The sequence below is a fragment of the Psychrobacter faecalis genome (assembly GCF_016107575.1).
Classification (GTDB): domain Bacteria; phylum Pseudomonadota; class Gammaproteobacteria; order Pseudomonadales; family Moraxellaceae; genus Psychrobacter; species Psychrobacter faecalis.
In genome coordinates this window covers 14,529-40,683 of sequence record NZ_JABAST010000006.1, presented here as the reverse complement: position 1 = coordinate 40,683, position 26,155 = coordinate 14,529, and the positions used below count along the sequence as shown (strand labels likewise).

The window sequence follows — 26,155 nt, the reverse complement described above, 5'->3', positions numbered from 1 at the left end:
GACTTACCGCCGATTTAGGGTCCTGCCTTTATGCAACAATTTAAGTCTCTACAACGACTGCTGATTTTTTATACACTGACATTATTAGCGATGTTGGCAGTGTATTACGGCACCATGTTTTATGAGATGAGGCAGCATAATGAGCAGCACAGTATCCAAAGCTTTTATAATTTACAGCACGAGATAACCCAGCTCTCAAACCCTACAAACTTAGCAATTAAAAAGATATTACAAAAGCCTTTTTTAAAGGATATGAGCTATCAGCTGATTTTTATGATGCCTTCTGGGCAAACCTATATACACCGACGTACCCGCCCTAATGAGCGGGAATTTACTGGCATTACCTTTCCTAACGTCATTACTTCCGTACCTTCTCCTAACAATCATCATAGTGCTTATGAGCTAAACAATCGTAATTTGGTCGGCACCATTGAACTTGAAAGCGGTCATAAGGTATACCTGATACTGCGGCATGAACCGCTTGATATCAATTGGATGTCGTATCGCTATTGGTTACCATTGATGACAGCCATCTTACTATTTGCTATGGCCTTACTCTATACTCTAAAGCGGCGTGCTAACTGGGAACAACTGCTCATGTATACCGATGAGTTAAGTAGCCATGCTAAGGATGGCTACGTCACACCGCCGTTTATCGAAAAGAAAACCACAGATGAATTTTTGCGTTTGGGTCACGCGCTGAGCCGTATCAGTTATCAGCTGCACAGCAACCACCGACGCATTACCACCCTAAAGCATCGCTTAGAGCGATTGGTCGATCATGCGCCCTTGCCAATGCTGATGATCATGAGACATGGTCAAATCAGCTTTTTTAATCAACGCTTTGAGCAAGTATTTGACATTATCTTTCACAGCGATAGCAACTATCAACTGACCGATTTTTTCTTTACTAAAGACCAATCAACCCAAGCCCTGCTACAAAAACTGGCAGATTTGCGAGTCACGCGCACGCTACTGGTTTATGGTTTGCACAATAAAAAAGCTTATCAGTTGCATATCACGCCTTGGTTTGGCGAACACGGGCAGGTGCATGGTTTTACCGTTTTACTCAATAACATCCATGAGCTTGTCGAACAAACCGCGCATTTAGAGCAACAAAATCGTCAACTACAACGTCAGCTTGATGAGTTTGAAGCACTTAAATCGACGATGGGACATCATTTACGCCTGCCGTTAGAAGCCATGATTGACACGTTAGAGCCTATCAATCCCGATAATCTGAGCGCTAAGCAACATCAAATCGTTACGACTTTGACTCAAACCAGTCACTCTATGCTGACTATGTTGAATGACATGTTAGATATAGGAGAGATAGAGGTTCGTACATCCCGTCTATCTATTGAAGCAGTGGATATTTATAAGCTTGGTCAACAAGTCAGTCAATCGATGGTAGAAAGCTTAAGGCAGCAAGGACTTGAGCTCTTGTATTTTTTTGCGCCTGACAGCCCGCGCTGTATCGATACCGATTATAGGCGCTTGCGGCAAATCCTACGTAATCTATTAGATAATGCGATTAAATTTACCAATTCTGGCTATGTGTCACTTACCATCGACGCGGTGACCAATGCGGACATAGCTGATATCAAAAGCACCAGTATAGGCGAGGTAGATAAAGAGCACATATCTAATAACAGCCATGATACGAATCACGGCAATCTAGATAAATCAACCACTATCACTCACCCATCGCACGACTGGATTCGGTTTAGTATAAAAGACAGCGGCACAGGCATCGATATCGAAAAGCAGCACCAACTGCTGATGTATTTTAATGAAAGCAACAGCCAAAATAGTATCCACATCAAAAACCGCCCTATTAACTACGCACACAAAAATAGCGCCATAAAAGGGCTCGGATTAAATGACGTTAATAGCTTCGCTAAACTATTAGGCGGTTTTATTGAGATAAAAAGCACGCTTAATAAAGGCAGTACTTTTAACCTGTATTTGCCTTGTAGGCGACCAGCCTATCAGCCTATTTACCACTTTAATCCGCAATTGACTTATATTCATCTTATTGCCGTCATTAAACAACCGTTGCGAGCCAAGCATTTAGGCGATTTGTGCGCTTATTTATCTATCCCAGCGACTATTTCCACTTCTATAGATAGAGTGGCGCTTGAGCAAATAAATAATAAACTGGCGCAAGATGCGCAAAAACTTGCCCCTATTTTGCTCTTAGATTACGAATATTATGAAGACATCACGCTCGCGTTATCACCTCAAATAAACATTGATCATAAAAATATAGACGCTGAAAATAAATTGGAGAAATCAGAAGATAAAGCACGCATAGATATCGATAAACAGCAGGCTCTAAATAGCTTACTGTCTAATACTGCGCTGCCAAAAATATTGGTCAGTATGAAAGCTGAGCGCCGTATTCCCTCTATGTTATTGGATCAATGTGACGGTTTTTTGAACAAACCACTCGATGTGGCATTATTACTCTCTGAATTACTGCGATTAACTCTACCCGTTAGACAAACACTGTTACCGCAAACAACTAGCCAAGAAAACAATCAGCAAAGCAGTAGCCCGTTAGGCGCAGATGATGCCGCTCATGAAACGTTAGCGCCACTGATTTTAGTGGTAGAAGACAGCCCAACCAATCAAAAAATAGCTTGTAAGATACTGGAAAAGATTGGCTATCGCAGTATCGTGGCGGAAGATGGGCAGCAGGCGTTGGACAAATTGCAAGCGCAGCGTCAGGAAATTGCGCTTATTTTGATGGACTGCCGGATGCCCGTGATGGATGGACTGCAAGCGACCCAAGCGATTCGCGCGCAAGGCGATGATATTCCAATCGTTGCGCTAACCGCAAATAATAGCGAAGAAGATAAAATTGCCTGTTTACAAGTGGGCATGGATGAGTTTTTGGCCAAGCCTATTAATAAACAAAAGCTAAAAACTGTTTTGCAAACGCTGATTAAAAACCAATAAGCGTTTGCAAGATCTGTCTTTTATAACAGCTTGGTGATGATTTAGGCTATTTAACCCTTATTTCATAAAACCATTCTCAGCTAAAAACGCCTCAGTAATCGTACTTTGCGGGCTGCTAGCATGGGCAGTATCCGCTTGCGATTTGTTTAATAACCGCTCTAAATAGCGCGCCACAATATCGACCTCAACATTGACTTTACTACCTACCAACCAATGCTGGGCAATATTGGTGACTTGCGCGGTATGCGGAATGATATTGAGCGAAACGATATTATCGCGGACTAAGTTGGTAGTGAGACTGATACCATCAAGGGTAATAGAGCCTTTGGTAGCCGTATAATGTGCCAACTCGTGTGGTATCTCAATTTCAATATAAAGTGAGCGCGCATCTTTTTGCAATTTACTAACCACGCCTACCCCATCAACGTGACCGGCAACGATATGCCCACCAAAACGGGTAGTTGGTAGCATGGCTTTTTCTAAGTTCACCGCATAACCGGGCTTTAAATCTGCCAGCGCTGTACGAGCAATAGTTTCACGTGAAACGTCGACAGAGTAATAATTACTACCAAACTCCACCACCGTTAAGCAAATGCCATTTGAAGCAATCGAGTCGCCTAGTTTCACATCGCTAAAATCTAAGCCAGCAGATTCTATGGTCAAGCGGATATCACCGCCCGTTGGCTGCATGGACTTTACTTTGCCAACGCTTTCTATAATTCCAGTAAACATATTAACCTCTTGGTATTTTTTATGGCCGTTAAAGGCAGCATATATTATTTAAACCTATTATTTCATTCAAAATCAATAACGATAATCGCTATTAGTCTTTAAGCTGTTTATAGCGCTTACTATAAAATTAGCGAGAATAAAAAGACTCAGCGAATAAACTGTGGATAACTAGCGCTGACATAAGGAGTAGTAGTATGAGAAACTTGGTTTTTAAAGAGTTATCCACAATAAGTCTGCTTTTTAATAATTATTCACTACACTTGAGCTATATACATAAGTAACTGATTTTAAATAAATTATAACTTTAAAACATTATTAACAATTACTAGTAAGTTTCATGTGAAACAAAGTTATACACAGTTTCATGTGAAACCTTTATAAAACTATTCCACTTATCCACATACATTGTATGTAAGTTTAATCTTGTGGGTAAAATATTGAAAGACAAGGCTTTTATAACGCCGACTATAAAGGTAATAAGGTAAGCTTAAGATCAGAACCAAGCTGCTCATGACCGTGGATATCAAAACGTAGCTGCTGCGCTAACGATAATGGATTGATAGCAACCATAGGACGCGCCTCACTTCCTAATAAGCACGGTGCTTGATAAACAATGAGCTCATCCACCAGTTGCTGCTGTAAAAAGCTTCCTGCAACGTTTGCGCCCGCCTCTACTAAGACGTCATAACAGTGATGTTCACTCACTAAGTTCTTTAATAACTCTATTAAACTCTCTTCACGCCAATAAAGAGTTTTTGGACTCTGGCATAGCTGATAGTCAGACTGTAAATCGTGTTCTAATCGCCCTCGTCTATCGAGTAACACTATTTTAGGTTGTGGTACTTGTTCAGGATTAATACCTAGTTGACTAGAGCGTACATTTAACTGCGGATTATCAATGATGACCGTTTCACTGCCTGTGATAATAGCGCCACTTTGCGCACGCAGTTTCTGTACATCTTCGCGCGCTGCTGTACCCGTGATCCACTTTGACTCACCGGATGCCATCGCCGTACGGCCATCAAGACTGGTAGCAATCTTAAGCCTAACATAAGGCATTTGGCTACGCATCGCCTTTAAAAAGCCCTTATTTAAAGCTTCTGCTTGCGCAGCTAGCACGCCGACGGTAACAGCAATGCCTGCTTGTTCTAAAAGTTTCACACCGCGACCAGCCACCTGTGGATTGGGGTCGAGACCAGCAATGACAACACGCTCTACTCCAGCTTTGATAAGACCCAAGGCACAGGGCGGTGTACGTCCGGTATGACTACAAGGCTCTAAAGTAACATAAGCGGTCGCGCCGATCGCGCGCGTGCCCGCATCTTTTAAGGCGAAAACCTCAGCATGCGGCTGCCCCGCTTTAGGATGAAAACCTTGGCCGACTACTTCATCTGCTTGCACAATCACACAGCCGACCGCTGGATTGGGACGCGTGGTATACAGACCATGCTTGGCCTGCTCAACGGCGAGCATCATAAAATAGCGGTCTTTGGCGTCTTGAGAGTGTTTTGAGTTCGACATAAAGGCGTACTTAATAGAGTTTGGAAAATAGTTTTAATAAATCCTTAATAACTTCAAATAGCTTCAAATAGCTTAAATTAAAGGGATTACTCAGTATTAAGGCAGATTTATAGACTGATAGCTAAATTAACCTACTTTTCATTTGGGCGAATATTGGCAATTTCCTGATGAAAGGCGTCGATATCTTGAAAATCACGATAGACACTGGCAAAACGTACATAAGCGACATCGTCAAGCGTCTTAAGCTCACTCATAATAATCTCACCCAAGACTTTACTGCTTACCTCGCGCTCACCCATTTGGCGTACGCGCTTTTCGATACGACTAATCATCGCTTCTTGCTCATCAATAGTAATTGGGCGCTTCTGTAAGGGCAATAAAATCGAGCGGCGCAATTTATCATTGTCATAAGGCTCAATTTTGCCACTTGATTTGATAATACGCGGCATCACTACTTCTACCACTTCAAAGGTCGTAAAGCGTTCCTGACAGCTATTACATGAGCGGCGGCGCCGTACTTGCGCGCCATCAGCTGCTAGCCGTGAGTCGATAACTTTGGTATCTGACGCATTACAATATGGGCAATGCATACGCTTTTCCTTAGGTTAATAGTGAGGGCGAATATAATTATTGATAAAACTAAATTTTCTAAAAAATGATAATTTTACTATGCAGATAAAGAAGCAGACTTTTACTCGTTATTTACCAATACAAAAGCTACCAAAGATTTTTCCTAATAAATCATCAGCGCTAAATTCACCCGTAATTTCTCCCAAACTTTGCTGCGCTTGGCGTAGGCTTTCTGCCACTAACTCACCTGCTTTAAACACCGTCAGCTGCTCATGTGCTTCTACTAACGAATCAGCGGTACGTCTTAGCGCGTCCAAATGACGTGTACGGGCGATTAAGCTATTTTCTGGCGGATGAAAACCTACTTTAGCACATAAGGTTTCAACCAAATCATCAATTCCTGTGCCTGTTTCACATGAAACATTGACCTGCTCATAGCCACGATTTTTTATTTCTGCTTGTGAAGTAGCGATTCTTTCTTTACTGCTGTTATCGTTTAATAAATCGCTTTTATTGGCAATAATCAGTAAGCGCTTGGCTTCTGGCAACTCGCCAAATAGCTGTTCAGCCAGTTGTAATGGCGTGCTATCGCTTGCAAGGTCACGAGTCACGTCATAAACCATCAGCAGCATATCAGCCTGCGTAATCGCCTTACGCGCACGCTCAATACCGATACGCTCGACCGTATCTTCAGTCTCGCGCAGACCTGCAGTATCGGTTAAATGCAAGGTTAAGCCGTTAAGCACGACGGTTTCTTGCAGGGTATCGCGTGTTGTCCCAGCGACATCGGTCACGATAGCACGCTCTTGCCCTGCCAAACGATTCAACAAGCTTGATTTACCCGCATTTGGTCTGCCAGCAAGCACTACATGAATACCGTCGCGTAATAGCTGACCTTGCTTGGCGGTCGCTAGCACTTGCTGTATTTTGGATTGGGTTTGTTCAAGCTTATCTTGAATAACGCCATCAGATAAGAAATCAACGTCTTCTTCATCAGGGAAATCAATCGCCGCTTCGACGTGCAAGCGCAGATGAATCAATTGCTCAAGTAGCTGATTAATTTTTTGTGAAAACTCACCACTAAGTGAGCGAATCGCACTACTGGCAGCGGCGGCGCTGGTAGCATCAATCGCATCAGCAATGGCTTCTGCTTGTACCAAATCCAATTTGTCATTATCAAAAGCACGGTAAGAAAACTCTCCTGCGCCCGCTTGTTTTGCGCCCAATTCAAACACGCGTGCTAGCAGCTGATTTTGTAAAATCATGCCGCCGTGACCTTGTAGCTCAATCACATCTTCGCCAGTAAACGAGTGCGGACCTTTAAAGTACAGCACCAAACCTTCATCAATGGTCGTGCCATCAGCCTGATAGAAACGGCAAAAACTGGCCATACGCGGCGTGAAAGTCGACTTGCCAGTAAGCTGACAAGCGATATCGTAAGCACGCGCGCCTGACAGACGAATAACCCCGACGCCACCACGCCCAAGCGGTGTAGCAATCGCCGCAATGGTCGGAAGGCCAGATATATTAGAATTTTTAGGTGATTCATCCAAATTATCGGCGGCTAGTGCCATCTTTAAAGAATCCACAATCACTCTCAATAAGCAAAAACCCCATTATAGACGGCTTAGCAGGCACTGACAAAGCAAACTTCAACGAGTAGATTATTAAAATCCTAAAGTATGGTTATATAGCTATTTTAGTCGGTAGCTATAGTAAAAATATCCTAAAAACGCTACGGTATTGCTAATATCAATTTTTTGTAGCCTCTGTCTGCGTAGGCACAGCAAGCAAAAAAAATTGATATCAGCAGTGTGTGATGTAACGATATTACTTTTCTCTCACTATATTGGATAGAAACAATAAAGCTTAACACATAAAAAAACCACCGCCTTAGCGATGGTTTTTATAGACTTGAACTTTATTTAATCCAGAACTTTGACGGTACGACGTTTTTGTTCTTCTTCAACCTTACGGTTGATGATGTACTGCTGGGTCATACTAAATAAGTTGTTCACCGTCCAGTATAGTACCAAACCTGCTGGGAAGAACAGCATGAATGCGGTGAAAATAATCGGTAAAAACTTCATCACCTTAGCTTGCATTGGATCAGCGGGCTGCGGATTTAGTTGCTGCTGGATAAACATCGACGCACCCATTAAGAGCGGTAAAATGAACCATGGATCCATCGCTGATAAATCTTGAATCCACAGTATCCAAGGCGCATGACGCAGCTCAACACTTTCAACCAACACCCAATATAGCGCTAAGAAAATCGGCATTTGCATCAGAATAGGTAAACAACCCGCCATCGGATTGACTTTCTCTTCTTTATAAATTGCCATCATTTCTTGCGACATTTTCATGCGATCGTCGCCGTGCTCTTCTTTTAATGCCGCCAGTCTTGGGGCGATAGCCCGCATTTTCGCCATTGAGTAGTAGCTTTTATTAGATACCCACATCAAGGCGATTTTAACCAACAGCGTCAATAGAATAATTGACCAGCCCCAGTTGCCGATAACTTTATGAATACCATCCAAAATCGCAAATAATATTTTTGATATTGGCCACAGCAATCCATAATCGACGGTCTGATTCAGACCTACTGCCACTTCTTTTAGCTCAGACTGTACTTTTGGACCAGCATAGAGAGTTGCTTTTAAGGTAATTTGCTTGTTTGGTGCCACATTAACAGGTTGACTGTTAAAACCAATAAAGTAATCATTGCCCGTTTCACGGCTAAAGAACTTACCCGTAAAGTTTTCAGGCGTCCAAGCAGAAACGAAGTAATGCTGAACGATACCAACCCAACCTTCATCACTGGTCGTAGTCAACTCACCATCGTTAAATTTACCAAATTTTAACTTATTATAAGGATCTTCAGGTGTGCCCCAAGCGCCGCCCAAATACGTCGCCATGCTTAGCGCGCCTTTATCAGACATGCCGGGGTCTTTACTATCGTCACGCTTTAACTGCGCAAACATCTGTCCTTGCCAAGGATTGGCAGAAGCGTTTTGAATTTGATAGCTGATATCAATCGGATATTTATCTTGGGTGAAAGTAAAGGTCTTAGTAACCGTCACGCCATCTTTTTGATAGGTAAGTGGTACTGATAACGTTTGCTGACCTTTCTCCATCACATAATTATTGGCAGCGTGGCTATATTTGGCGCGACCTTCGGCGGTATCAATACCGTTTGGACCGATAAGACCAGACTGCGCCACATAAACGCGACCGCTATTATTTTCTAACAACACAAAAGGTTTTTCGCTATTGAGTGTGGCATCATATTGCTTTAACGCCGCATAAACGATATCCCCGCCTTCTGGATTGATTTTAATGTCATAGCGATCGGTTGTGACCGTGATTAGACCCGTATTGGTCGCAGGTGCCTCTGCCACAGCGCCCGCATCAACTGGTAGCGTTTGTGCTGGAATGTCACCTGCTGCGCCAGTGGTAGCAGGAATATCAGCACCTACCGATGTTGACGTTTCTGGTACCGCGTCTACAGCTGGTGCATCGGCATAATCATCTCGCCATGCTAAAATCAGCAGATAAGCGGTGATTAGCATCGCAATGATGATCATCACCCGAAATATCTTTTGCATAAACCTTTCCTAGATTAAAAATTAGGGAATGAAAAATCAGGCATGTGTCATGACCACCACACAGTATCAAACCCTTTCCTTAGCAGTCATACCAGCAGTCAATCACATAAAATGTTCATCATTTTACTAAAAAACCGCTCTAAATGATACAAGCGTGTGGATAACTTGTGGGTAACCTGAAAGATATCCACAACTGCTTAGTCGATAATAAAGTTTATATCGACTTCATTAGATAATTTAGGCGAGCCACATAGCTCTTAGTATCTTTATAAACATACCAGCTTTGCGATTTATCATAAGCTGGTGTCGTCGTAGGCGATATATATTGATAATGATAAGAAGACAAAGGGAGTGGCACAAAATCGATGCCATGTCCGCCTAACGGATGACAGCTACTGATACGTTTTAATAATAGCCAACTACCCGACCAAACCCCATGCCATGCTAAAGCTTGTTTACCATAATTTGAGCAAGTTGGATAATAACGACAGCGCGCAGGTAAAATAGGGCTTATTATTCTTTGATAGAAAACAATAAAATAATAAAATAGTTTATAAAAAAAATTATTTATAACTTTTAATAAGTAATTCATTTTATTTTTTTTCTATTTTTTTAAAGATATTATTAATTTCATTTATTATTTCTTTATTATTTAATTGCTTCATAGACTTTTTGACAATAAATACAATATCTTTGTTTTCTAAGTGACTTGCCTTTATACGAAACTGCTCACGAACATGGCGTTTGATTAAATTTCGTGTGACAGCCGTCGGTACTTTACGTTTGGTAATGGCCATACCGACTCGAGGCTGTTCACAATGATTGCTACGTACAAATGCCATTAAATGACTCTGATGCAGCTTGCGCTCAGGCGCGTCAAATACCTCGCGAAAGGACGAAGGCGTGAGCAGGCGCTGCGCTTTGGTAAAGCGAGCGTTAGGGGGCGCTGAAACGGTATTGGGCATAATACAACCTAATATAAGAGCTAATAACACTAGCAGAGATAATAGCGTAGAAAGAATAACAAAGTATAGAGACAAAAAAAGCGCCGATGTGGGCGCTTTTAATATATGGCTAAGTGACAGTTGTGATGCTTGACGATCGCAATCTATAAAATAATAGAAACACAACAAGCACTATCGGCCATGCTTATCGCAATCTACTGATTAATTATACAGTAAGGCGATGACGTCCTTTAGCGCGGCGACGAGCTAAGACTTGGCGGCCTTTTTTGGTTGCCATACGTGCACGGAAACCGTGAGTACGTTTACGCTTGATCACGCTTGGTTGGAATGTACGTTTCATAACTCACCTATCAAAATAATGGACTAAATTCGTAATAGCGGAGGATTATACCACCGCATAGTATTTTGGTCAATGAACTAATTTGCTCTGTTTTTATACAGATGATTTTACAACAGAGTGAGTTTTCTTATATTTATCCGTAATGAGATATTTACAGCTAAGAGATTTAGTTAAATAAACTCATATCAGTAGACCCAAATTATCTTTTAGAAAAGCTATTTTGATAATCAATTTTTAAAACTTATCCACAGTTTGTATCGAACTCTATAATAATTAACTATTAATATATATAAGTATTATTGTTATTGGGGGTCGTATTATCTGTGGTTAACTTGTTTTTTTACTTTTTTATCAATAGGATAGACTATGGGTAAGGTTGTGGATAACCTGTGGGTGGAATATGGATAACTCATGATATATACTTATCCACAAAACTATCCACAGTCTTATCCACAAAAAACGAGGTATTATCCACAGGCTGTTTGTGTTAGATTGGCGCCCTACTAGATGTATGATTTTAAGTTATGTGATCATAAGATATCTTTGTTAAGAAAAGAGGCTTTCTGGGGCTTAAAGCTGATAAATTTACACTATAAAAATGACGTTCTTTTGACCGATCACCTTGGACTATGGGGTTAGTATTTTTCATGATTGATACAGCAACTATTTGGGATAAATGCCTAAACGACTTACGTTATCATGTTAAAGATAATGTCTTTACGATGTGGTTGAGACCGTTATCTGCACATCAAGAAGCCAATAGCTTGATTATTCTTGCTCCTAATGATTACTTTGTAACCTATATCAAAAAGAATCATTTACACGACATCGAGCAGTTGGTTGCTAAACATAGCCAAGGTAGTATTGAAGCCGTTATTGTACGTGTTGATAATGCTGGCCGTGAGATGGTTGATAGTAATCTGGCCCAGTCAGGCTCATTGTTTGAAGAAGACCAGCCCTCCCCTCCCCCTGCTGATTACAACTTTCAAAGCACGCATAATGATATTGCTAGAGCGGATATCGATGCCAATATGCGTCATGCAGAACTGATTGAGTCTGCCGATGCCAAATCATTAAGCTATCTGAATCCTGACTTCACCTTTGAAACCTTTGTCACTGGTAAGTCTAATAACTTAGCTTATAAGGCCTGTTACGAGCTTGGAAAACGCCAATCAAAAAATCGTCACAATCCTTTATTTATATACGGACCTTCTGGTTTGGGAAAAACGCATTTAATGCATTCTGTAGCGCATCGCTATTTAAAAAATAATCTAACTTTCTACTATTTCACTTCCGAAAAATTTATTAATCAATTAGTTTATTCATTAAGAAATAATAAAATAGAAGATTTTAAAAAGAAAATAAAAAAAGTAGATTTATTAATTGTAGATGATATTCATGTATTAGCTGGTAAAACAAAAAGTAGTAATGAGTTTTTAACCTTATTTGCAGATTTTACCAGCGGTGATAAGCAACTGATTCTGGCATCAGATCGTCATCCATCACAAATGACGGAGTTTGACGAGCGTTTCAGGTCGCGCTTTTCTTGGGGTTTGACGGTTGCAGTAGATCCACCTGAGATTGACACTCGAGTACAAATTTTACAAAGAAAGGCGGCATCGTACGGCATGAGCCTGCCTAAAGAGTGTGCCCTATTCATCGCTCAAAACGTGGTTTCTAATGTCAGGCGATTAGAAGGTGCATTAAACCAAGTGTTTGCCAATGCCAACTTGACGGGAGCGCCCATTACACTTGAGATGGTGCAATACGCCCTAAAAGATATCGTTGCGATGCGTGTGCAAGCGGTAAATATGGATAATATTCGTAAAGTGGTCGCCGAATACTACGATGTAAGCGTAAAAGATATCATGGGTCGTAAACGTACGCGCAGCATTGCTAGACCACGACAAATAGCGATGGCGTTATCACGCGAATTAACCAGTGATAGCTTTCCTGAGATTGGTCAGTCATTTGGTGGACGCGACCACACGACAGTGATGCATGCTTGTGATAAGGTCAATGAGCTACGCGCCGCTGACCCCGCGTTTGATAAGGATTACAAAACGCTTGCCTTGATGTTGCAAGCGGGTTAGAAGCTTATGGCGTCATAATGTTGTCACGAGTCGATATGATTTATAATATTTTAATGATTAGCGGACAGACGCTGTATGGATTATCATCAGTAGACAAGGTATTATTAAGCCATTATTTTAAAACCCTATGATTTAAAAACGTATAAAAATTCTTTTAATAAGAGCAACTAATAAACAAGAGTAACTAAGCATGCAATTATCGATTAATCGAGAGTCGTTACTAAAAGCCATTAACTTGATTGCCAAGGCCGCCGATAAGCGCCACAACATGGTTATCTTGGGCAATATTAAGCTGCAATTGTCTGAGGGGGCGCTTATTTTAACTGCTTCTGACTTAGAAGTAGAGCTGACATCGACATTAAAATTGCCTGCTGGTGCCTGTATCGAAGCAGGTACCACCACATTACCTGCCACAAAGCTCAGAGACATCTGTAAATCATTGCCGTCGCAAGCGCAGGTCAATCTGACCACTCAAGAAAATGAGCGTTGCCTGCTGACCAGTGGTAAAAGTCGTTTTACTTTAGGCACATTACCAAGCGAAGACTATCCAAGTCTTGGTAATCCTGAAAATATCACACCTTTGACTATCAGTCGTAGTCGTTTGACCGACTTAATTCATAAAACCCAATTTGCAATGGCTATCCAAGATGTTCGTTACTATTTGACTGGTATGCTATTTGATGTGTCACAGCAGCAACTGACTACGGTTGCGACTGACGGCCATAGATTGGCGTTAGCGCGTAGTGCTATTGATGTCAGTAGCGACTTAAGTATGCAAGCGATTTTGCCGCGTAAAGCGGTGATTGAGCTTGAGCGTTTGGCTTCTGAGCTTGGCAAGATGCTGGGCGACAAAGATAACGCTGTGACATTGAGTTTTGGCCGTGAATTCTTACAAGTAAGCTTACCCTTTGGTGATGTGGATAGTACAGGGCAGGTGAGTGATGATTTAATGGTGACCTTTACCGCGCGTCTTATCGATGGTAAATTCCCGGATTATCGCCGTGTCATGCCAAGTAATACAGATAAATTGGCACTATTTAACCAAGAAAAAATGACTGATGTGCTGCGCCGTGTGGCAATTTTAAGTAATGAGAAATCTCGCGGTGTGGTGTTTAATTTTGCCAGTGATGGCATGGTAGAAGTTCGTGCTAATAATGCTGAGCAAGACGAGGCAGTCGAGATGATACAAGCAAAGTACCAAGGCGAGCCGATGGAGTTGTCATTTAATGCGGCGTATCTACAAGACGTTTTGGGCGTGATTCAAGGTGATTTGCAAATGCATATGAGCCAATCCAATGCCTCGGTATTGGTCAATCAGCTCAATGATGACTTTCATCAGTATGTTATTATGCCTATGCGTATATAACTTGGTGACCTTATGAAAAATAACAGTAATAAACTTTTGCTTACTAAATAGTGGGCGTAATATAGGCGGCTGTCACCCTTATGATTGAACGTCTACAAATTTCACACCTGCGTAATCTAACCCAGATCAGTTTAAATACTGCTGCTTGCAACGTTATTATCGGTGCAAATGGCAGTGGCAAAACCTCGTTACTTGAAGCGATATTCTTGCTTTCAAGAGGTAAAAGCTTCCGCCATCATCAGCCTAAACGCTATATTCAGCACCATCAAAATGCGGCAACGGTGCACGCTAAGCTCAATGATAGCAATACCTTAGCTATTCAAAAGCAAACAGATGCGACGACGGTTCTACGGCTGAATCAAACCACGGTTTATAACCAAAGTATCTTAACCGAGCAACTACCCACATTACTGATAGATCCGTCGTCGATGGATATGTTAGAGCAGGGCAGTGCCAGTCGCCGGCAGCTATTAGATTGGCTAGTGTTTCACATGAAACAGGGTTTCCATCCGCAATGGGTCGCTTATCAGCGTTTACTAAAACAGCGCAATAGTTTGCTAAAAAAGAGCCGTTACTTAACGCCAGTGCAGCTTGCTGAGTTAAAATCATGGGACAAAGGGCTTGCTAGTCATGCGGCTCTTATTGATCATTATCGTGAGCGAGTCTTTAGCGATTGGCAGCCTTACTTTGCGAAGAGTATCACGCAGTTATTGCCTACCTACGCTGAGCAACTAAGCTTAAGCTATAACGCTGGCTACGACACCAATATCCCGTTAGATATCCAGCTTAACGAGCGTTTGGAGCAGGATTTGCAGCTGGGTTATACGCGGATAGGTAATCACCGCGCCGATATTCATGTACATTGGCGCTCTAGTGATTTATCAGAGCATGCTAACAACGAAGCAGACAGCAATGCGAACGCAGTATCAAAAACCATAGAAAAAGCAGACACCGCGGCCAAACTACCGACTATAAAAGAACAGGCTGCTAACGTTCTCTCTCGCGGCGAGAAAAAACTGTTAATTACCGCTCTACGCTTATCACAATTGCCGTTATTGCTTAATGAAAACACTTCTACCCATGCGATAGAAAAGGACAATAGCAGTGTTATTTTGCCAAATGACCATAATAAAGCGCGAGCCACGCCAGTAGTGCTACTAGACGATATTACCGCTGAACTTGATGCTAGGGCGATAGAGATTCTGTTGTCGACATTGGCGCAGCTGCCATGTCAGGTATTTATGACCAGCTTAACCGAAGATATCTTACCGTTGGTGCATGAGTATTGGTCAGAACCTAACGTGTTTCACGTGAAACAAGGAAGCCTAATACGTTTATAAAAAACGCTTTTATAAACTGGTTTTGATGGTGAATATCAGCTAAGTTTGGGCTTCATTTTTATCAACCACACTTCATATTTTCCGAAAAATTTCATTGTTATGCTTGTGGGTGTAGTAGAAAAGTGATCTTGCTAAAATACTTGCTTGATACCGAGAAAACTGTCAGTAAACAGTGACTTAGCGCCAGAAAAATGTTAAAATAGAGCTTTATTTTTGCCCTGTTCTCAGCAAGTTATCTTATAAATTTTTATCAGTATTGTTTAAGGGTTTTTTGATAATATTCAGCTTCTAAGTGCTTGATAGATATATGCTTATTTCTAAGCTGTTTTAATGAAACGTAAAAGAAATGACAGCGTATATTAAAAACAGTCTTTGAGAAATTGGCTGTATTTAAGTCCACTTTTTTATTACTGTTTTATCTTCTTTTAGGCGACTTCTGATAAAACTTTTGCTAACTCTATAACTACATATTTTGACCATGAAACGTTAAATTTAAGATAACGTCGTCGAGCGTTGCCATTGTGGTGAGCAGATGACATATAGCTGATAATGGCTAGATTAAGGAATACACATGAGTGATTCATTACCTACCGACCACGAACAATTGATGAGCGACAGCGCTGTAGAGATTACTGCGCCTGCTGCAGCCCCTGAAGGAATGCCCTCTGATTATAGCTCCAAAGATATTCGTGTATTGCGCGGACTAGAAGCGGTGCGCGTACGTCCGGGTATGTATATTGGTGATACCGATGATGGTACCGGCTTGCATCATATGGTCTTTGAGGTGGTGGATAACTCTATCGATGAGGCGCTGGCTGGTCATTGCGACCAAATTGATATCATTATCCATGAAGACGAGTCGGTCAGTGTCTTGGATAACGGTCGCGGCGTCCCTGTGGATATCCATCCAGAAGAGGGCGTATCGGCAGCACAGGTTATTATGACCGTACTGCATGCTGGCGGTAAATTTGATGACAACAGCTATAAAGTATCGGGCGGCCTACACGGCGTCGGTGTTTCAGTTGTAAACGCCTTGTCTAAAAAGCTTGAGATGAATATTTGGCGCGAAGGCTATCATTATCATCAAACCTATACCGATGGCGTTCCTGATGCCGATATTCAGCAGATGGAGGCGACCGATAAAACTGGTACGCAAATCCGTTTTTATCCAAGTAACGATGTCTTTACTGGTACCATTTTTGAGTACGATATTTTAGCCAAACGCTTACGTGAGCTATCATTCTTAAACTCTGGTGTGCGCATTGTCCTAACCGATGAGCGCATCGATAAACGTCATGAGTTTGAGCACAAGGGCGGCTTGTCAGAATTTGTCAGCTACATCAATGCGGGCAAAGACGGTATCAATGAAGTCTTTCATTTCACCAGCGAGCAAGACGATGGCATCAGTGTCGAAGTGGCGCTACAGTGGACGGACACCTATAACGAAAAAGTATTGTGTTTTACCAATAATATCCCACAGCGTGATGGTGGGACGCATTTATCTGGCTTCCGCTCAGCTTTGACGCGCGGTCTTAACAGCTATATGGATCGCGAAAACTTATTCAAAAAAGAGAAAATCGTCGCCACGGGTGATGATGCGCGTGAAGGTTTGACAGCGATTGTCTCGGTAAAAGTGCCCGATCCAAAATTCTCAAGTCAGACCAAAGATAAGCTGGTTTCAAGCGAAGTGAAATCTGCCGTTGAATCGGCCATGCATGATAAGTTTAACGACTATTTGCTTGAAAACCCAAGTGCCGGTAAAGCAATTGCCAATAAGATTATCGATGCGGCGCGTGCGCGTGATGCGGCGCGTAAAGCCCGCGAGATGACTCGCCGTAAAACCACGCTAGATATCGCAGGTTTACCGGGTAAATTGGCAGATTGTCAAGAAAAAGATCCGGCATTGTCAGAGCTTTATATTGTGGAAGGGGATTCTGCTGGTGGTTCAGCTAAGCAAGGTCGTAGCCGTAAGACCCAAGCAATTTTGCCCCTAAAAGGTAAGATTCTTAACGTTGAGCGTGCTCGTTTTGACAAAATGCTGTCATCTGCTGAAGTCGGTAACTTGATTACCGCGCTTGGTTGCGGCATTGGTCCGGATGAATATAATCCTGACAAAGTACGCTATCATAAAATCATCATCATGACCGATGCGGACGTCGATGGTTCGCATATTCGTACGCTGCTGTTGACCTTTTTCTTCCGTCAAACGCCAGAATTGATTGAGCGCGGTTATATTTATATCGCTCAGCCACCACTTTATAAAGTAAAAAAAGGTCGTCAAGAGCTGTATTTAAAAGACGATGAAGCCTTAAAAGCGTATTTATTATCCTCGACGATCGATAATACTAAGTTGCATATCAGTGCTGATGCGCCTGCTATTACTGGGCAAGCGCTTGAGACCTTGCTCAATGACTATAACCAAACCCAGCTTATCAAAGCGCGTTTGCAGATTCGTTATCCTGCAGTATTATTGGATGCATTGACGCATACGCCGAAGCTTAGCACCGATATGACTTATGATAAGTCAGTAATGGAAGCGTGGAAAGCGTCATTACAAACACAGCTTGAGCACTTTGGTAGTGATTTAAATCCTGAGATTGAACTGGTCAATATCCATGCGCCGCAACCAAAAAATATGGATGCTGCCGCTGCTGATTTATTGGGTATGACCGCAGTGGTAGAACTTGATGAAAGTGAAACATCTGCTGATGACAGTGATTCTTTATCTGCCAAAGCTCAATGGTTACCGCGTATCACCGTTTATGTGCATCAATTGGCGCATCATTATTTGTTAGATGCCAGTTTTATCAATTCAGGTGAGTATACCAAGCTGCTGCGCTTATCCGCTGAATGGAATACCTTGCTTGCAGAAGATGCCTTTATCCGCCGTGAAGCAAGCGCAGGTACGACCAAAGATATCCCAGTACGCGACTTTGATTATCTCTGGCAACAAATGATGCTTGAGGCGCGTCGTGGTTTGGCGATTCAGCGTTATAAAGGGCTGGGCGAGATGAACGCTGATCAGCTTTGGGATACCACCATGGATCCTGAAAACCGCCGTATGTTACGCGTGACAATTGAAGATGCGATTGCCGCTGACCATATGTTTACCTGCCTAATGGGTGACCATGTCGAGCCACGTCGTATTTTCATTGAAGAGAATGCGCTGACCGTGTCTAATTTGGATATTTAGCTTTTAAGCTTTTAGTTTATAGACCTTGAAGTTATAGTTTTGAAGTTTGAATATAATTGTTTATTGGTATAAAGTCATCTTGCTCGCAAGGTGGCTTTTTTCATGTGAAATATTATCAATAAAGTAGTGAAGGGAATACTATGCTAAACGCAGAACAAAAGAAGTATTTGTCACAACTATCAAAAAAGACCTTAATTGATTTTGTCTCTGAGGTGTATGGTATAGATAAAATGCTCGATAAAAAAATTGAGCGTCTGCTATTACAATCAGATAAACCTAAACTTATAAAAAAGTTAACCACTACACTAAAAGGACTTAGAAGACGAAGGAAGTTTGTAGATTACTGGGAATCTAGTGAATTTGCTACTGAGCTTCAGCACTTAGCCAGCGATATAATGAGCCTTTATCCTGCGCAACCACGAGAGTGCTTGACGTTACTTGAGTTATTTATAGAGTCTACTAATGCTAGCCTAGAACGTGCTGATGATTCCAACGGTTATATCGGTGATATTTATAGGAGTTTGACGTCATTTTGGCTAGCAGTGGCTAGCACTTGCTATGAGCAAGAAAAGCGAGACATACCTGTTGATGAGCGCGATATACTCAGTCAAGCTTGGATAAAGAAAGTAAAAGTGCTGGCTGACGATAATGATTATGGTACCAAAGATAGTTTATTAGAAAATATTGATCAACTGTTATCTGAGACTGAGATACGTGGATTGATCGGTGATTATCAACAAGAGCGTGAGAATATCCAAACAAAAAAAGCAATTAAAGATACGCTCAATGAAAGGCAAAACAGCCCTTTAAGTGATGATGCTTTTTCAATTAACTATGAAAAAATGGTAATTGAGATCGCCATAAAAAACCTAACAAGGGCGCTAGGTGATGTGGGTTTTTTTGAAACCATATTCTTTGAGATGCAAGAGACTAGACCGGTTCATCCTCGAAGATTAGAAGAGTTGCTAACATTTCTGCTAAATCAAAGAGCTTTTGATAAGGCATTACACTACTTAAATGAAGAGTGGCAAAGCGATGGTCTGTTAGATAAGATCAGACGTTTGGATTGGCTGAGTCACATATATCACATGCAAAAAGATACCGACGCGCTCATGGAGGTGCTAGGCGAGGCGTTTGAGCTACAATCAACCCCTTCGCGGTTAAAAGCTATCATGGCTGTGGCCAGTCCTGCTCAGCAATCTAAGTGGCGAAAAAGAGCTTATGAGCTGGCAGAACAACAAGAAAATGTATTTATGGCCACATCGCTACTGCTAGAAATAGGAGAGATTGAGCTTGCTAATGAGGTTGCAGTTGCCCGTCATTCCCAGTTTGCTGATGTGCATTACACAGATCTCACAAGCATGTTAAAAGATTTGCCAACTAAGACAGATTTACTTCAAGTTATTATTTACCGCACTTTACTTAACGATATTCTAGACAGCTCTCGCAGCAAAGCTTATGGTCACGCCGCTCGCTACTTCGATCGTCTAACCAGGCTTGATACGGTTATTAGTAAATCGTCTAAGCCTTACAGTGAACTTGCGACCCATAAAGAATATGTCATTACCCTTAAAGACAAGCATGGTAAAAAGCGTAGTTTTTGGGAAAAGGTAAACGATTAGATTGATATAGTGTTTCACGTGAAACTTATGGCAATAAGCAGAAATAAGCGAAGAATAAAATGATTGAAGTTATATTACTTGCTATTGCTCTTGCGATGGATGCGTTTGCTGTTGCGATTGGGTTAGGAGCTAAATCACAAAAACAACATCATCGTTATGTGTTGCATTTGGCAATTTATGCGGGCTTGTATTTTGGCATTGCGCAGGGCGTGATGCCGTTGATTGGTTATTTATTGGGCGCCGCTTTATTAGGCTGGTTGGCTGCGGCTGCACCTTGGATTGGTGGCTTTATCCTTATCGGTCTTGGCGGAAAAATGCTTTATGAAGTGTTTTTTGGAGATGGAGAAGAGGTTGTAGATAAAGCCCTGCATATAAATAGTGAGACAGTTTCTGTAAATGACAACCTAAAGAAAAATATCAATCATCGCACCATGTTTACCCTTGCGATAGCGACCAGTATTGATGCCATGGCAGCTGGCTTTACGCTGAATTTGTTGGCGCTTAATGCGTGGCTAGCCTGTTTGATTATCGCTATTATTACTGCTATTTTTAGCGTTTTTGGTGTTTATTTGGGTAAAAAATCAGGTACGTATCTTGAGGATAAGGCGGAAGCGCTTGGCGGATTTGTACTTATACTCATTGGCTTAAAAGTGATTTTCTTTAGCTAGTTTATTAACCTCAAGTTCTTACTTATAAGAAAACCGCCTTGATAAACAAAGCGGTTTTTTTTGTTTCACGTGAAACGTTAAATAAATATTTTTTAGATAGTCATTTTTTATTAATTACGCTTCGTCAATATTAAAGCGCCACGCTAGAACACGGGTGTTCTTTTGACCTTGGCTCATCTCGATGATGCGCATTTGGGCAACATCAAGCTGTTTTAATAACAGTTGTAATGGTTTCACGTTCTCTGACTTTGACACCAAGCTGGTAAACCAGCCAACGTGCTCGGCAAAATCTTGACTTTCTTTTATCATTTTGGTCAAAAAGGCAATTTCGCCGCCCTCACTCCACAACTCTTTATGCTGACCACCAAAGTTGAGATTTTGCGCAGCATTTCCAGCCTTGGTTGAATGGCGGCTGATTTGCTCGTTTTCATTCTTACCACGATGGCGTTGCAGATTATGCTGCTTGCGGGTATTAGCTTGCATCGCTTCTTCTAATGACGCATGAAACGGTGGGTTGCAAACGACCACATCGAAGTAATCTTGACGACCGATGATGTTTTTAAAAATAAACTTAGGCTCAGGCTGTAGTTTCACTTTAACGGCACTTTTTAGCTTTGGATTGGCTTCGCAAATCAGCGCGGCGGTATTGACTGAAATAGGGTCAATATCGCTCGCGGTAAAGCGCCAACCATAGCTTTGGCTACCGATAATCGGATAAATGGCACTGGCACCGGTACCAATATCAAGGGCGTGAATCTCTTTTCCCGTCGGCGGGGTATTGTCGTCATTAACGTGCGTGGTTTGCGCGAGTAAATCAGCAATATAATGGATATAATCGGCGCGACCCGGTATCGGCGGGCAGAGATAGCCTTCTGGAATATCCCAAAACTTCACGCCATAGTAATGCGCGAGCAACGCTTGATTGAGGACGCGTACCGCCTCACTATCAGAGAAGTTAATCGTCGGCTCACCTTTCGGGTTAGTGATGGTGTGCTTAGCCAATTCAGGCAGGGCACGGGTCAATAGCGCAAAGTCATAGCGCCCTTGGTGCGGATTGTGCGGGTGTAGCTTGCCGAGCTTTTTGGCGGTCTCAGGTGAGCGATTGCGATGAGTGTTAGCATTTACTCTACGGGCGTTTGATGTATTTGTGCTGGGCTTACTGGTCATAGTTTCGGACTGCGATGTTTGAATATAATCACCCAGTTTAGCAGATTTCACGCCCGTCTATCGGTTTATCCATGGCTACTGATTTGCCTATAGCAAATAAGAATCGCAATCTGCCTGAGTGCGTATATCTGTCCTTGCGTTATCGCATGGGGGTGTCTATATTGAAACTAAGCCAAATGAGCATAAAGCGGCTATTTTATAAGCGCAGCAGATGACAAAAATGCATTTAAAAGGATAAAAATATGACAACGGAAAGTAATAAACCCAGTACCGATAACCGCATCACCTATGAAACTGACGGCTATATCTGCCTAATCGGGCTCAATCGTGCCGATAAACGCAACGCCTTTGATAGCCATATGATTAAGCAATTATCCGAAGCACTGACGCGTTATGAAAACGACGAGAACTTACGTTGTGCGCTCATATTTGCCCATGGCGAGCACTTCACCGCCGGACTTGATTTGATGGAGTTGCAAGATAAGTGGGATAAAGGCGCGTTTGAGTTTAGTGATAATGAGATTGACCCATGGGGAATTGGCGGTAAATTACGCAGCAAACCTGTGGTCGTCGCGGTACAAGGAACCTGCTTTACCGCGGGCATTGAGCTTATGCTAAACAGTGATGTGGTTATCGCAAGTGATAACTGCAACTTTGCACAGATGGAAGTCCAGCGCGGTATCATGCCGTTTGGTGGCGCAACGGTACGTTTCGTCGCAGCAGCAGGTTGGCAAAAAGCCATGCCGTATTTGCTCACTGGTAAAGCCTTTGATGCACAAACCGCAGATAGGTTAAATCTGGTCAGTGAAGTAGTGGCAAATGGCACAGAATACGAACGAGCAATGACTATTGCTCAAGAGATATGTAAAGCAGCTCCGCTCGGCGTACAAGGATTATTGTCCTCAGCGCAAGATGCCAGTCGGAATGGCGCAAAAGCGGCTTTAGCCAATATTCATGGCTATCTGCCGTCTTTATTTTATTCAGAAGATGCGAAAGAGGGAGCGATGGCGATGGTTGAGAGAAGGGAAGCTGAGTTTCAGGGACGTTAGTTATTCAAAGATTTTCCCCTTAGGAGAATAGTGGTGCAATACAACTTCGATGAAATAATTGATAGACGTAATACCGGTTCAGTTAAATGGCATTATAGCGATGACACGATTCCGTTATGGGTTGCGGATATGGACTTTAAGACTGCCCAGCCTATCTTAAAGGCGATTGAGCAAGTCGCGCAGCATGGCATATTGGGCTATACCAGACCCACTGCGGCTTTGTATGATTCGATTATTCAGTGGCATAGCAGTCGTTATGGCTTGCTACTCGATAAGCAGAATATCTTGTTTTCGCCGGGCGTTGTGCCAAGCCTCGCACTGATGATGAACGTCTTTACCGGAGCAGGCGATGCGGTACTGGTTAATGACCCTATTTATACGCCTTTTATGACCAAGGTTGAGCAAAACGGTCGCACACTTGTGACATCGCTATTGAAGGAGGTCGATGGTAAGTATCATCTGAATTTAGTCGATATCGAAGCCAAAATTATCGAGCATAAGGTAAAGTTATATTTGTTGTGCAATCCGCACAATCCTGGCGGACGCGTGTGGACGACCGATGAGCTTGAAGCGTTACTGGCACTTTGCAAAAAATATGATGTGGCGATTGTCAGTGATGAGATTCATCAAGATTTAACCTTGAGTGGTTATACCTTTACGCCTTTTTTAAAATTGGCAGAAGCAGCAGGTTACGCGCATAACGTCGTTAGTCTAACCTCAATGACCAAGACCTTTAATATAGCGGGTATTAAAGGCTCGATGATATTTACTAAAGATAATTCATTAATCAAAAAAATAAGTCAGCAGCAGCAGTTAAATGATGAATATGAGCTCAATTTATTTGCTTATGAAGTAATGCGTAGCGCTTATGAAAATGGCGGAGAATGGCTGGAGCAGGCGCTTCATTATATCGAAGCCAATATTGACTTAACCATTGGCTTTTTAGAGCAGTATCTGCCTGACATTAAGATTATGCGCCCAGAAGCCTCGTACTTGATTTGGCTAGATTGTTCGGCTTACGGTGATGATGATCAGGCGCTTTATGACAAGCTGCGAGAGGCGAAAGTTGAGCTTAATGCAGGGATTAAATATGGCGCGGAGGGGCATCTGAAAATGCGCCTGAATGTTGCTTGTCCTAAATCGCTATTGATAGAGGGATTAAATCGTGTTCATAGCGCTTTAAATAGCACTCCTTAAACAATAATGACGGTTAACCAGTTACGAAAGTCAAAATGCCTTATTTGTATTAAGACTAGCCTGACGCAGACATTTTATATTATTTGGCGGGATATCCTGTGATGTCTTGGATACTTTGATATAACGGTTTTAAGCGCTCATACATTTTTAGATAAACTTCATTATAAAGGCGTTTGTAGAGTTGGACATTGGCCTCAATAGGGATGAACTCATCGCCCAAATGAGTCATTGCCTCAGTTGCGGCTGCATGGTCAGGGTAGACGCCGAGTCCAACTGCGCAGTTGATGGCAGCGCCTAAGCCTGACGCTTCATAAGTATGCGGTCGATAAGCGGGCATGCCAAATATATCGGCAGTAAGCTGCATCGCTGAGTCACTCTGCGAGCCGCCACCCGAGACCCGGAGGTTTTTGATAGTTTTACTCGTACGTTTTTCAATGGTATCAAAGCCCAGTTTCAGCTCGTAAGCCAGCCCCTCTAAGATAGCGCGATAAACGTGCGCCCGCGTATGCACATCACCAAAACCAATGAGCGCGCCTTTGCCCTCAAGTCCCGGATGACGGACGCCAGGTGACCAATACGGCTGCATCATCAGCCCCATACAACCGGCTGGAATATCTTTAACTGCTTGATCGAGGAGTTTTTCGGTATCGATGCCTTGGGTTTTCGCAAGTTGTTCTTCATAGTGAGCAAATTGCTCTTTAAACCAGCTGACCATCCAAAAGCCGCGATAAATCATGTACTCATGATTGTAGTAGTTTGGCGCGGCTGCGGTGTAGGCGGGCATATGCTTAAGGATTTCGACGTAATTGCTCGAGGTGGTATTGATAGTCGCAGTAGTGCCAAAGCTTAAGCAGGCAGTGTCAGCAGCGAGACCTGCCGACCCCAACGCTTCGCACGCTTTATCGCTAGCGGCAGCAATCATCGGCGTACCTTCTAAAATCCCTGTGGCTTTAGCCGCTTTGGCGCTAATATGACCAAGTGGCTGACCTGGCGGAACAATCTTAGGCATTTGCTCAGGTCGACAGCTAAAGAAGCGCCATTTAAGATCTTTAGGTTTCAGCCATGTTTGCGCTTTATAATCGTAAGGCAGATAGCCTAGGGCATGGCCGTTGGAATCGGCTAATTCGCCTGTCAGCTGATAAGTAAGATACGCAGATAGATTGACGTAATGGGCGGTCTTTGCCCACATCTCTGGCTCATGGTATGCAAGCCAATTACAGCGGGCTTTTTGCTGTGCCTCTTGTACCAATTCGCCCATGCCAATAATTTTGGTTAGTGGGCTTAAAAAACCAATATCGTTGGTTTCGCCGCGGCGTAAATCCATCCATACAATAGTTGGGCGCAGTGGCTGCATATCTTTATCCAGACATATCATGGTATAGCGCTGGGTGGCGAGACTAACGCCCGCGATTTGCTCAGGTTTAATATCGCAGCTTTGCCACAATTGCTGACAAGATTCGCTTAGCTTTTGCCAATAATAGTCAGCGTGCTGCTCAGCAAAATTGGGCTCAGTAGAGAAATAAGGCTCGATAGGAACGCGCGCTTTAACAATCTCAGTGCCAAATTGATCAAAGATAAGTGCTCTGACGCTTTGGGTGCCATTATCGATGGCTAAGAAGTAAATAGGTGCATCAAAAGTAGTGGTCATAGTCGTCCTTAACTATGTAAAAATAGATAGGTAGCGCAAAATAAAAACACACTATGATTATCGCTTGCTACTGATGTAAATTTTCCGCAGCCTCTGTCTACGCAGGCACAGC

19 protein-coding genes are annotated in these 26,155 nt (G+C 42.5%); 9 read left to right on the top strand and 10 right to left on the bottom strand.

The features are described 5' to 3' along the window. Positions 1-30: 30 nt before the first annotated feature. Positions 31-2,964: a response regulator gene (locus JFC07_RS03230; RefSeq protein ID WP_198328102.1), complete on the top strand. Its 2,934-nt coding sequence runs from the start codon at positions 31-33 to the stop codon at positions 2,962-2,964. A 57-nt stretch (positions 2,965-3,021) separates the two neighbouring features. Here JFC07_RS03230 and JFC07_RS03225 read toward each other — a convergent pair whose 3' ends face one another. The 8 genes from JFC07_RS03225 to rpmH all read right to left on the bottom strand — a co-directional run bounded on the left by JFC07_RS03225 (position 3,022) and on the right by rpmH (position 10,700). Continuing rightward, entirely contained in the window at positions 3,022-3,696 is a 675-nt protein-coding gene (locus JFC07_RS03225; protein WP_193030402.1) for a riboflavin synthase, read from the bottom strand. A gap of 465 nt (positions 3,697-4,161) precedes the next feature. Continuing rightward, positions 4,162-5,217 (bottom strand): bifunctional diaminohydroxyphosphoribosylaminopyrimidine deaminase/5-amino-6-(5-phosphoribosylamino)uracil reductase RibD, encoded by a 1,056-nt coding sequence (ribD, locus tag JFC07_RS03220; protein ID WP_193030400.1) that lies wholly within the window; start codon positions 5,215-5,217, stop codon positions 4,162-4,164. 131 nt (positions 5,218-5,348) lie between these two features. Beyond that, positions 5,349-5,807, bottom strand: coding sequence for a transcriptional regulator NrdR (nrdR, locus tag JFC07_RS03215; RefSeq protein WP_068405041.1), 459 nt, complete (start codon positions 5,805-5,807; stop codon positions 5,349-5,351). A 108-nt stretch (positions 5,808-5,915) separates the two neighbouring features. Further along, positions 5,916-7,361: a tRNA uridine-5-carboxymethylaminomethyl(34) synthesis GTPase MnmE gene (mnmE, locus tag JFC07_RS03210; RefSeq protein WP_193030430.1), complete on the bottom strand. Its 1,446-nt coding sequence runs from the start codon at positions 7,359-7,361 to the stop codon at positions 5,916-5,918. A 351-nt stretch (positions 7,362-7,712) separates the two neighbouring features. Continuing rightward, complete coding sequence (gene yidC / locus JFC07_RS03205; protein WP_068405044.1) at positions 7,713-9,395, bottom strand: membrane protein insertase YidC; 1,683 nt, start codon at positions 9,393-9,395, stop codon at positions 7,713-7,715. A gap of 214 nt (positions 9,396-9,609) precedes the next feature. After that, positions 9,610-9,987, bottom strand: coding sequence for a membrane protein insertion efficiency factor YidD (yidD, locus tag JFC07_RS03200; protein WP_198328101.1), 378 nt, complete (start codon positions 9,985-9,987; stop codon positions 9,610-9,612). A gap of 1 nt (position 9,988) precedes the next feature. Beyond that, a complete protein-coding gene (gene rnpA, locus JFC07_RS03195; RefSeq protein WP_068405046.1) occupies positions 9,989-10,360 on the bottom strand; it encodes a ribonuclease P protein component in 372 nt (123 codons plus the stop codon). Positions 10,361-10,565: 205 nt separating this feature from the next. Beyond that, the gene (gene rpmH, locus JFC07_RS03190; RefSeq protein WP_007394757.1) at positions 10,566-10,700 is read right to left on the bottom strand and encodes a 50S ribosomal protein L34; all 135 of its coding nucleotides are present in this window, start codon (positions 10,698-10,700) and stop codon (positions 10,566-10,568) included. Between the two features lie 647 nt (positions 10,701-11,347). On the opposite strand from rpmH, the gene dnaA reads away from it, so the two are divergent. The 6 genes from dnaA to JFC07_RS03160 all read left to right on the top strand — a co-directional run bounded on the left by dnaA (position 11,348) and on the right by JFC07_RS03160 (position 20,982). Next, entirely contained in the window at positions 11,348-12,793 is a 1,446-nt protein-coding gene (dnaA, locus tag JFC07_RS03185; RefSeq protein WP_068405048.1) for a chromosomal replication initiator protein DnaA, read from the top strand. Positions 12,794-12,983: 190 nt separating this feature from the next. Further along, entirely contained in the window at positions 12,984-14,159 is a 1,176-nt protein-coding gene (gene dnaN / locus JFC07_RS03180; RefSeq protein WP_068405050.1) for a DNA polymerase III subunit beta, read from the top strand. Between the two features lie 80 nt (positions 14,160-14,239). Then, complete coding sequence (recF, locus tag JFC07_RS03175; RefSeq protein WP_193030396.1) at positions 14,240-15,499, top strand: DNA replication/repair protein RecF; 1,260 nt, start codon at positions 14,240-14,242, stop codon at positions 15,497-15,499. 658 nt (positions 15,500-16,157) lie between these two features. Then, positions 16,158-18,692: a DNA topoisomerase (ATP-hydrolyzing) subunit B gene (gyrB, locus tag JFC07_RS03170; protein ID WP_227678308.1), complete on the top strand. Its 2,535-nt coding sequence runs from the start codon at positions 16,158-16,160 to the stop codon at positions 18,690-18,692. Between the two features lie 140 nt (positions 18,693-18,832). Further along, a complete protein-coding gene (locus JFC07_RS03165) occupies positions 18,833-20,314 on the top strand; it encodes a DUF6880 family protein (protein WP_198328100.1) in 1,482 nt (493 codons plus the stop codon). A gap of 59 nt (positions 20,315-20,373) precedes the next feature. After that, complete coding sequence (locus JFC07_RS03160) at positions 20,374-20,982, top strand: manganese efflux pump MntP (RefSeq protein WP_144297356.1); 609 nt, start codon at positions 20,374-20,376, stop codon at positions 20,980-20,982. Between the two features lie 114 nt (positions 20,983-21,096). Here the strand turns inward: JFC07_RS03160 and rlmF are convergent, their stop codons facing one another. Continuing rightward, positions 21,097-22,149: a 23S rRNA (adenine(1618)-N(6))-methyltransferase RlmF gene (gene rlmF / locus JFC07_RS03155; protein WP_068405776.1), complete on the bottom strand. Its 1,053-nt coding sequence runs from the start codon at positions 22,147-22,149 to the stop codon at positions 21,097-21,099. Between the two features lie 242 nt (positions 22,150-22,391). On the opposite strand from rlmF, the gene JFC07_RS03150 reads away from it, so the two are divergent. Beyond that, positions 22,392-23,198, top strand: a complete 807-nt coding sequence (locus JFC07_RS03150) for a crotonase/enoyl-CoA hydratase family protein (RefSeq protein ID WP_193030390.1) — start codon at positions 22,392-22,394, stop codon at positions 23,196-23,198. A gap of 33 nt (positions 23,199-23,231) precedes the next feature. Then, on the top strand, positions 23,232-24,395 hold the full coding sequence (locus JFC07_RS03145) for a MalY/PatB family protein (RefSeq protein ID WP_227678307.1): 1,164 nt from the start codon (positions 23,232-23,234) through the stop codon (positions 24,393-24,395). 79 nt (positions 24,396-24,474) lie between these two features. On the opposite strand, the gene JFC07_RS03140 is transcribed toward JFC07_RS03145, so the two are convergent. Further along, entirely contained in the window at positions 24,475-26,043 is a 1,569-nt protein-coding gene (locus JFC07_RS03140; protein WP_193030388.1) for an FGGY-family carbohydrate kinase, read from the bottom strand. Positions 26,044-26,155: the final 112 nt, after the last annotated feature.

Bases quoted from the DNA above. Each gene is read 5' to 3' on its own strand.
- JFC07_RS03230 (WP_198328102.1), top strand. From the start codon at position 31: ATGCAACAATTTAAGTCTCTACAACGACTGCTGATTTTTTATACACTG.
- JFC07_RS03225 (WP_193030402.1), bottom strand. From the start codon at position 3,696: ATGTTTACTGGAATTATAGAAAGCGTTGGCAAAGTAAAGTCCATGCAG.
- ribD (WP_193030400.1), bottom strand. From the start codon at position 5,217: ATGTCGAACTCAAAACACTCTCAAGACGCCAAAGACCGCTATTTTATG.
- nrdR (WP_068405041.1), bottom strand. From the start codon at position 5,807: ATGCATTGCCCATATTGTAATGCGTCAGATACCAAAGTTATCGACTCA.
- mnmE (WP_193030430.1), bottom strand. From the start codon at position 7,361: ATGGCACTAGCCGCCGATAATTTGGATGAATCACCTAAAAATTCTAAT.
- yidC (WP_068405044.1), bottom strand. From the start codon at position 9,395: ATGCAAAAGATATTTCGGGTGATGATCATCATTGCGATGCTAATCACC.
- yidD (WP_198328101.1), bottom strand. From the start codon at position 9,987: ATGAATTACTTATTAAAAGTTATAAATAATTTTTTTTATAAACTATTT.
- rnpA (WP_068405046.1), bottom strand. From the start codon at position 10,360: ATGCCCAATACCGTTTCAGCGCCCCCTAACGCTCGCTTTACCAAAGCG.
- rpmH (WP_007394757.1), bottom strand. From the start codon at position 10,700: ATGAAACGTACATTCCAACCAAGCGTGATCAAGCGTAAACGTACTCAC.
- dnaA (WP_068405048.1), top strand. From the start codon at position 11,348: ATGATTGATACAGCAACTATTTGGGATAAATGCCTAAACGACTTACGT.
- dnaN (WP_068405050.1), top strand. From the start codon at position 12,984: ATGCAATTATCGATTAATCGAGAGTCGTTACTAAAAGCCATTAACTTG.
- recF (WP_193030396.1), top strand. From the start codon at position 14,240: ATGATTGAACGTCTACAAATTTCACACCTGCGTAATCTAACCCAGATC.
- gyrB (WP_227678308.1), top strand. From the start codon at position 16,158: ATGCCCTCTGATTATAGCTCCAAAGATATTCGTGTATTGCGCGGACTA.
- JFC07_RS03165 (WP_198328100.1), top strand. From the start codon at position 18,833: ATGCTAAACGCAGAACAAAAGAAGTATTTGTCACAACTATCAAAAAAG.
- JFC07_RS03160 (WP_144297356.1), top strand. From the start codon at position 20,374: ATGATTGAAGTTATATTACTTGCTATTGCTCTTGCGATGGATGCGTTT.
- rlmF (WP_068405776.1), bottom strand. From the start codon at position 22,149: ATGACCAGTAAGCCCAGCACAAATACATCAAACGCCCGTAGAGTAAAT.
- JFC07_RS03150 (WP_193030390.1), top strand. From the start codon at position 22,392: ATGACAACGGAAAGTAATAAACCCAGTACCGATAACCGCATCACCTAT.
- JFC07_RS03140 (WP_193030388.1), bottom strand. From the start codon at position 26,043: ATGACCACTACTTTTGATGCACCTATTTACTTCTTAGCCATCGATAAT.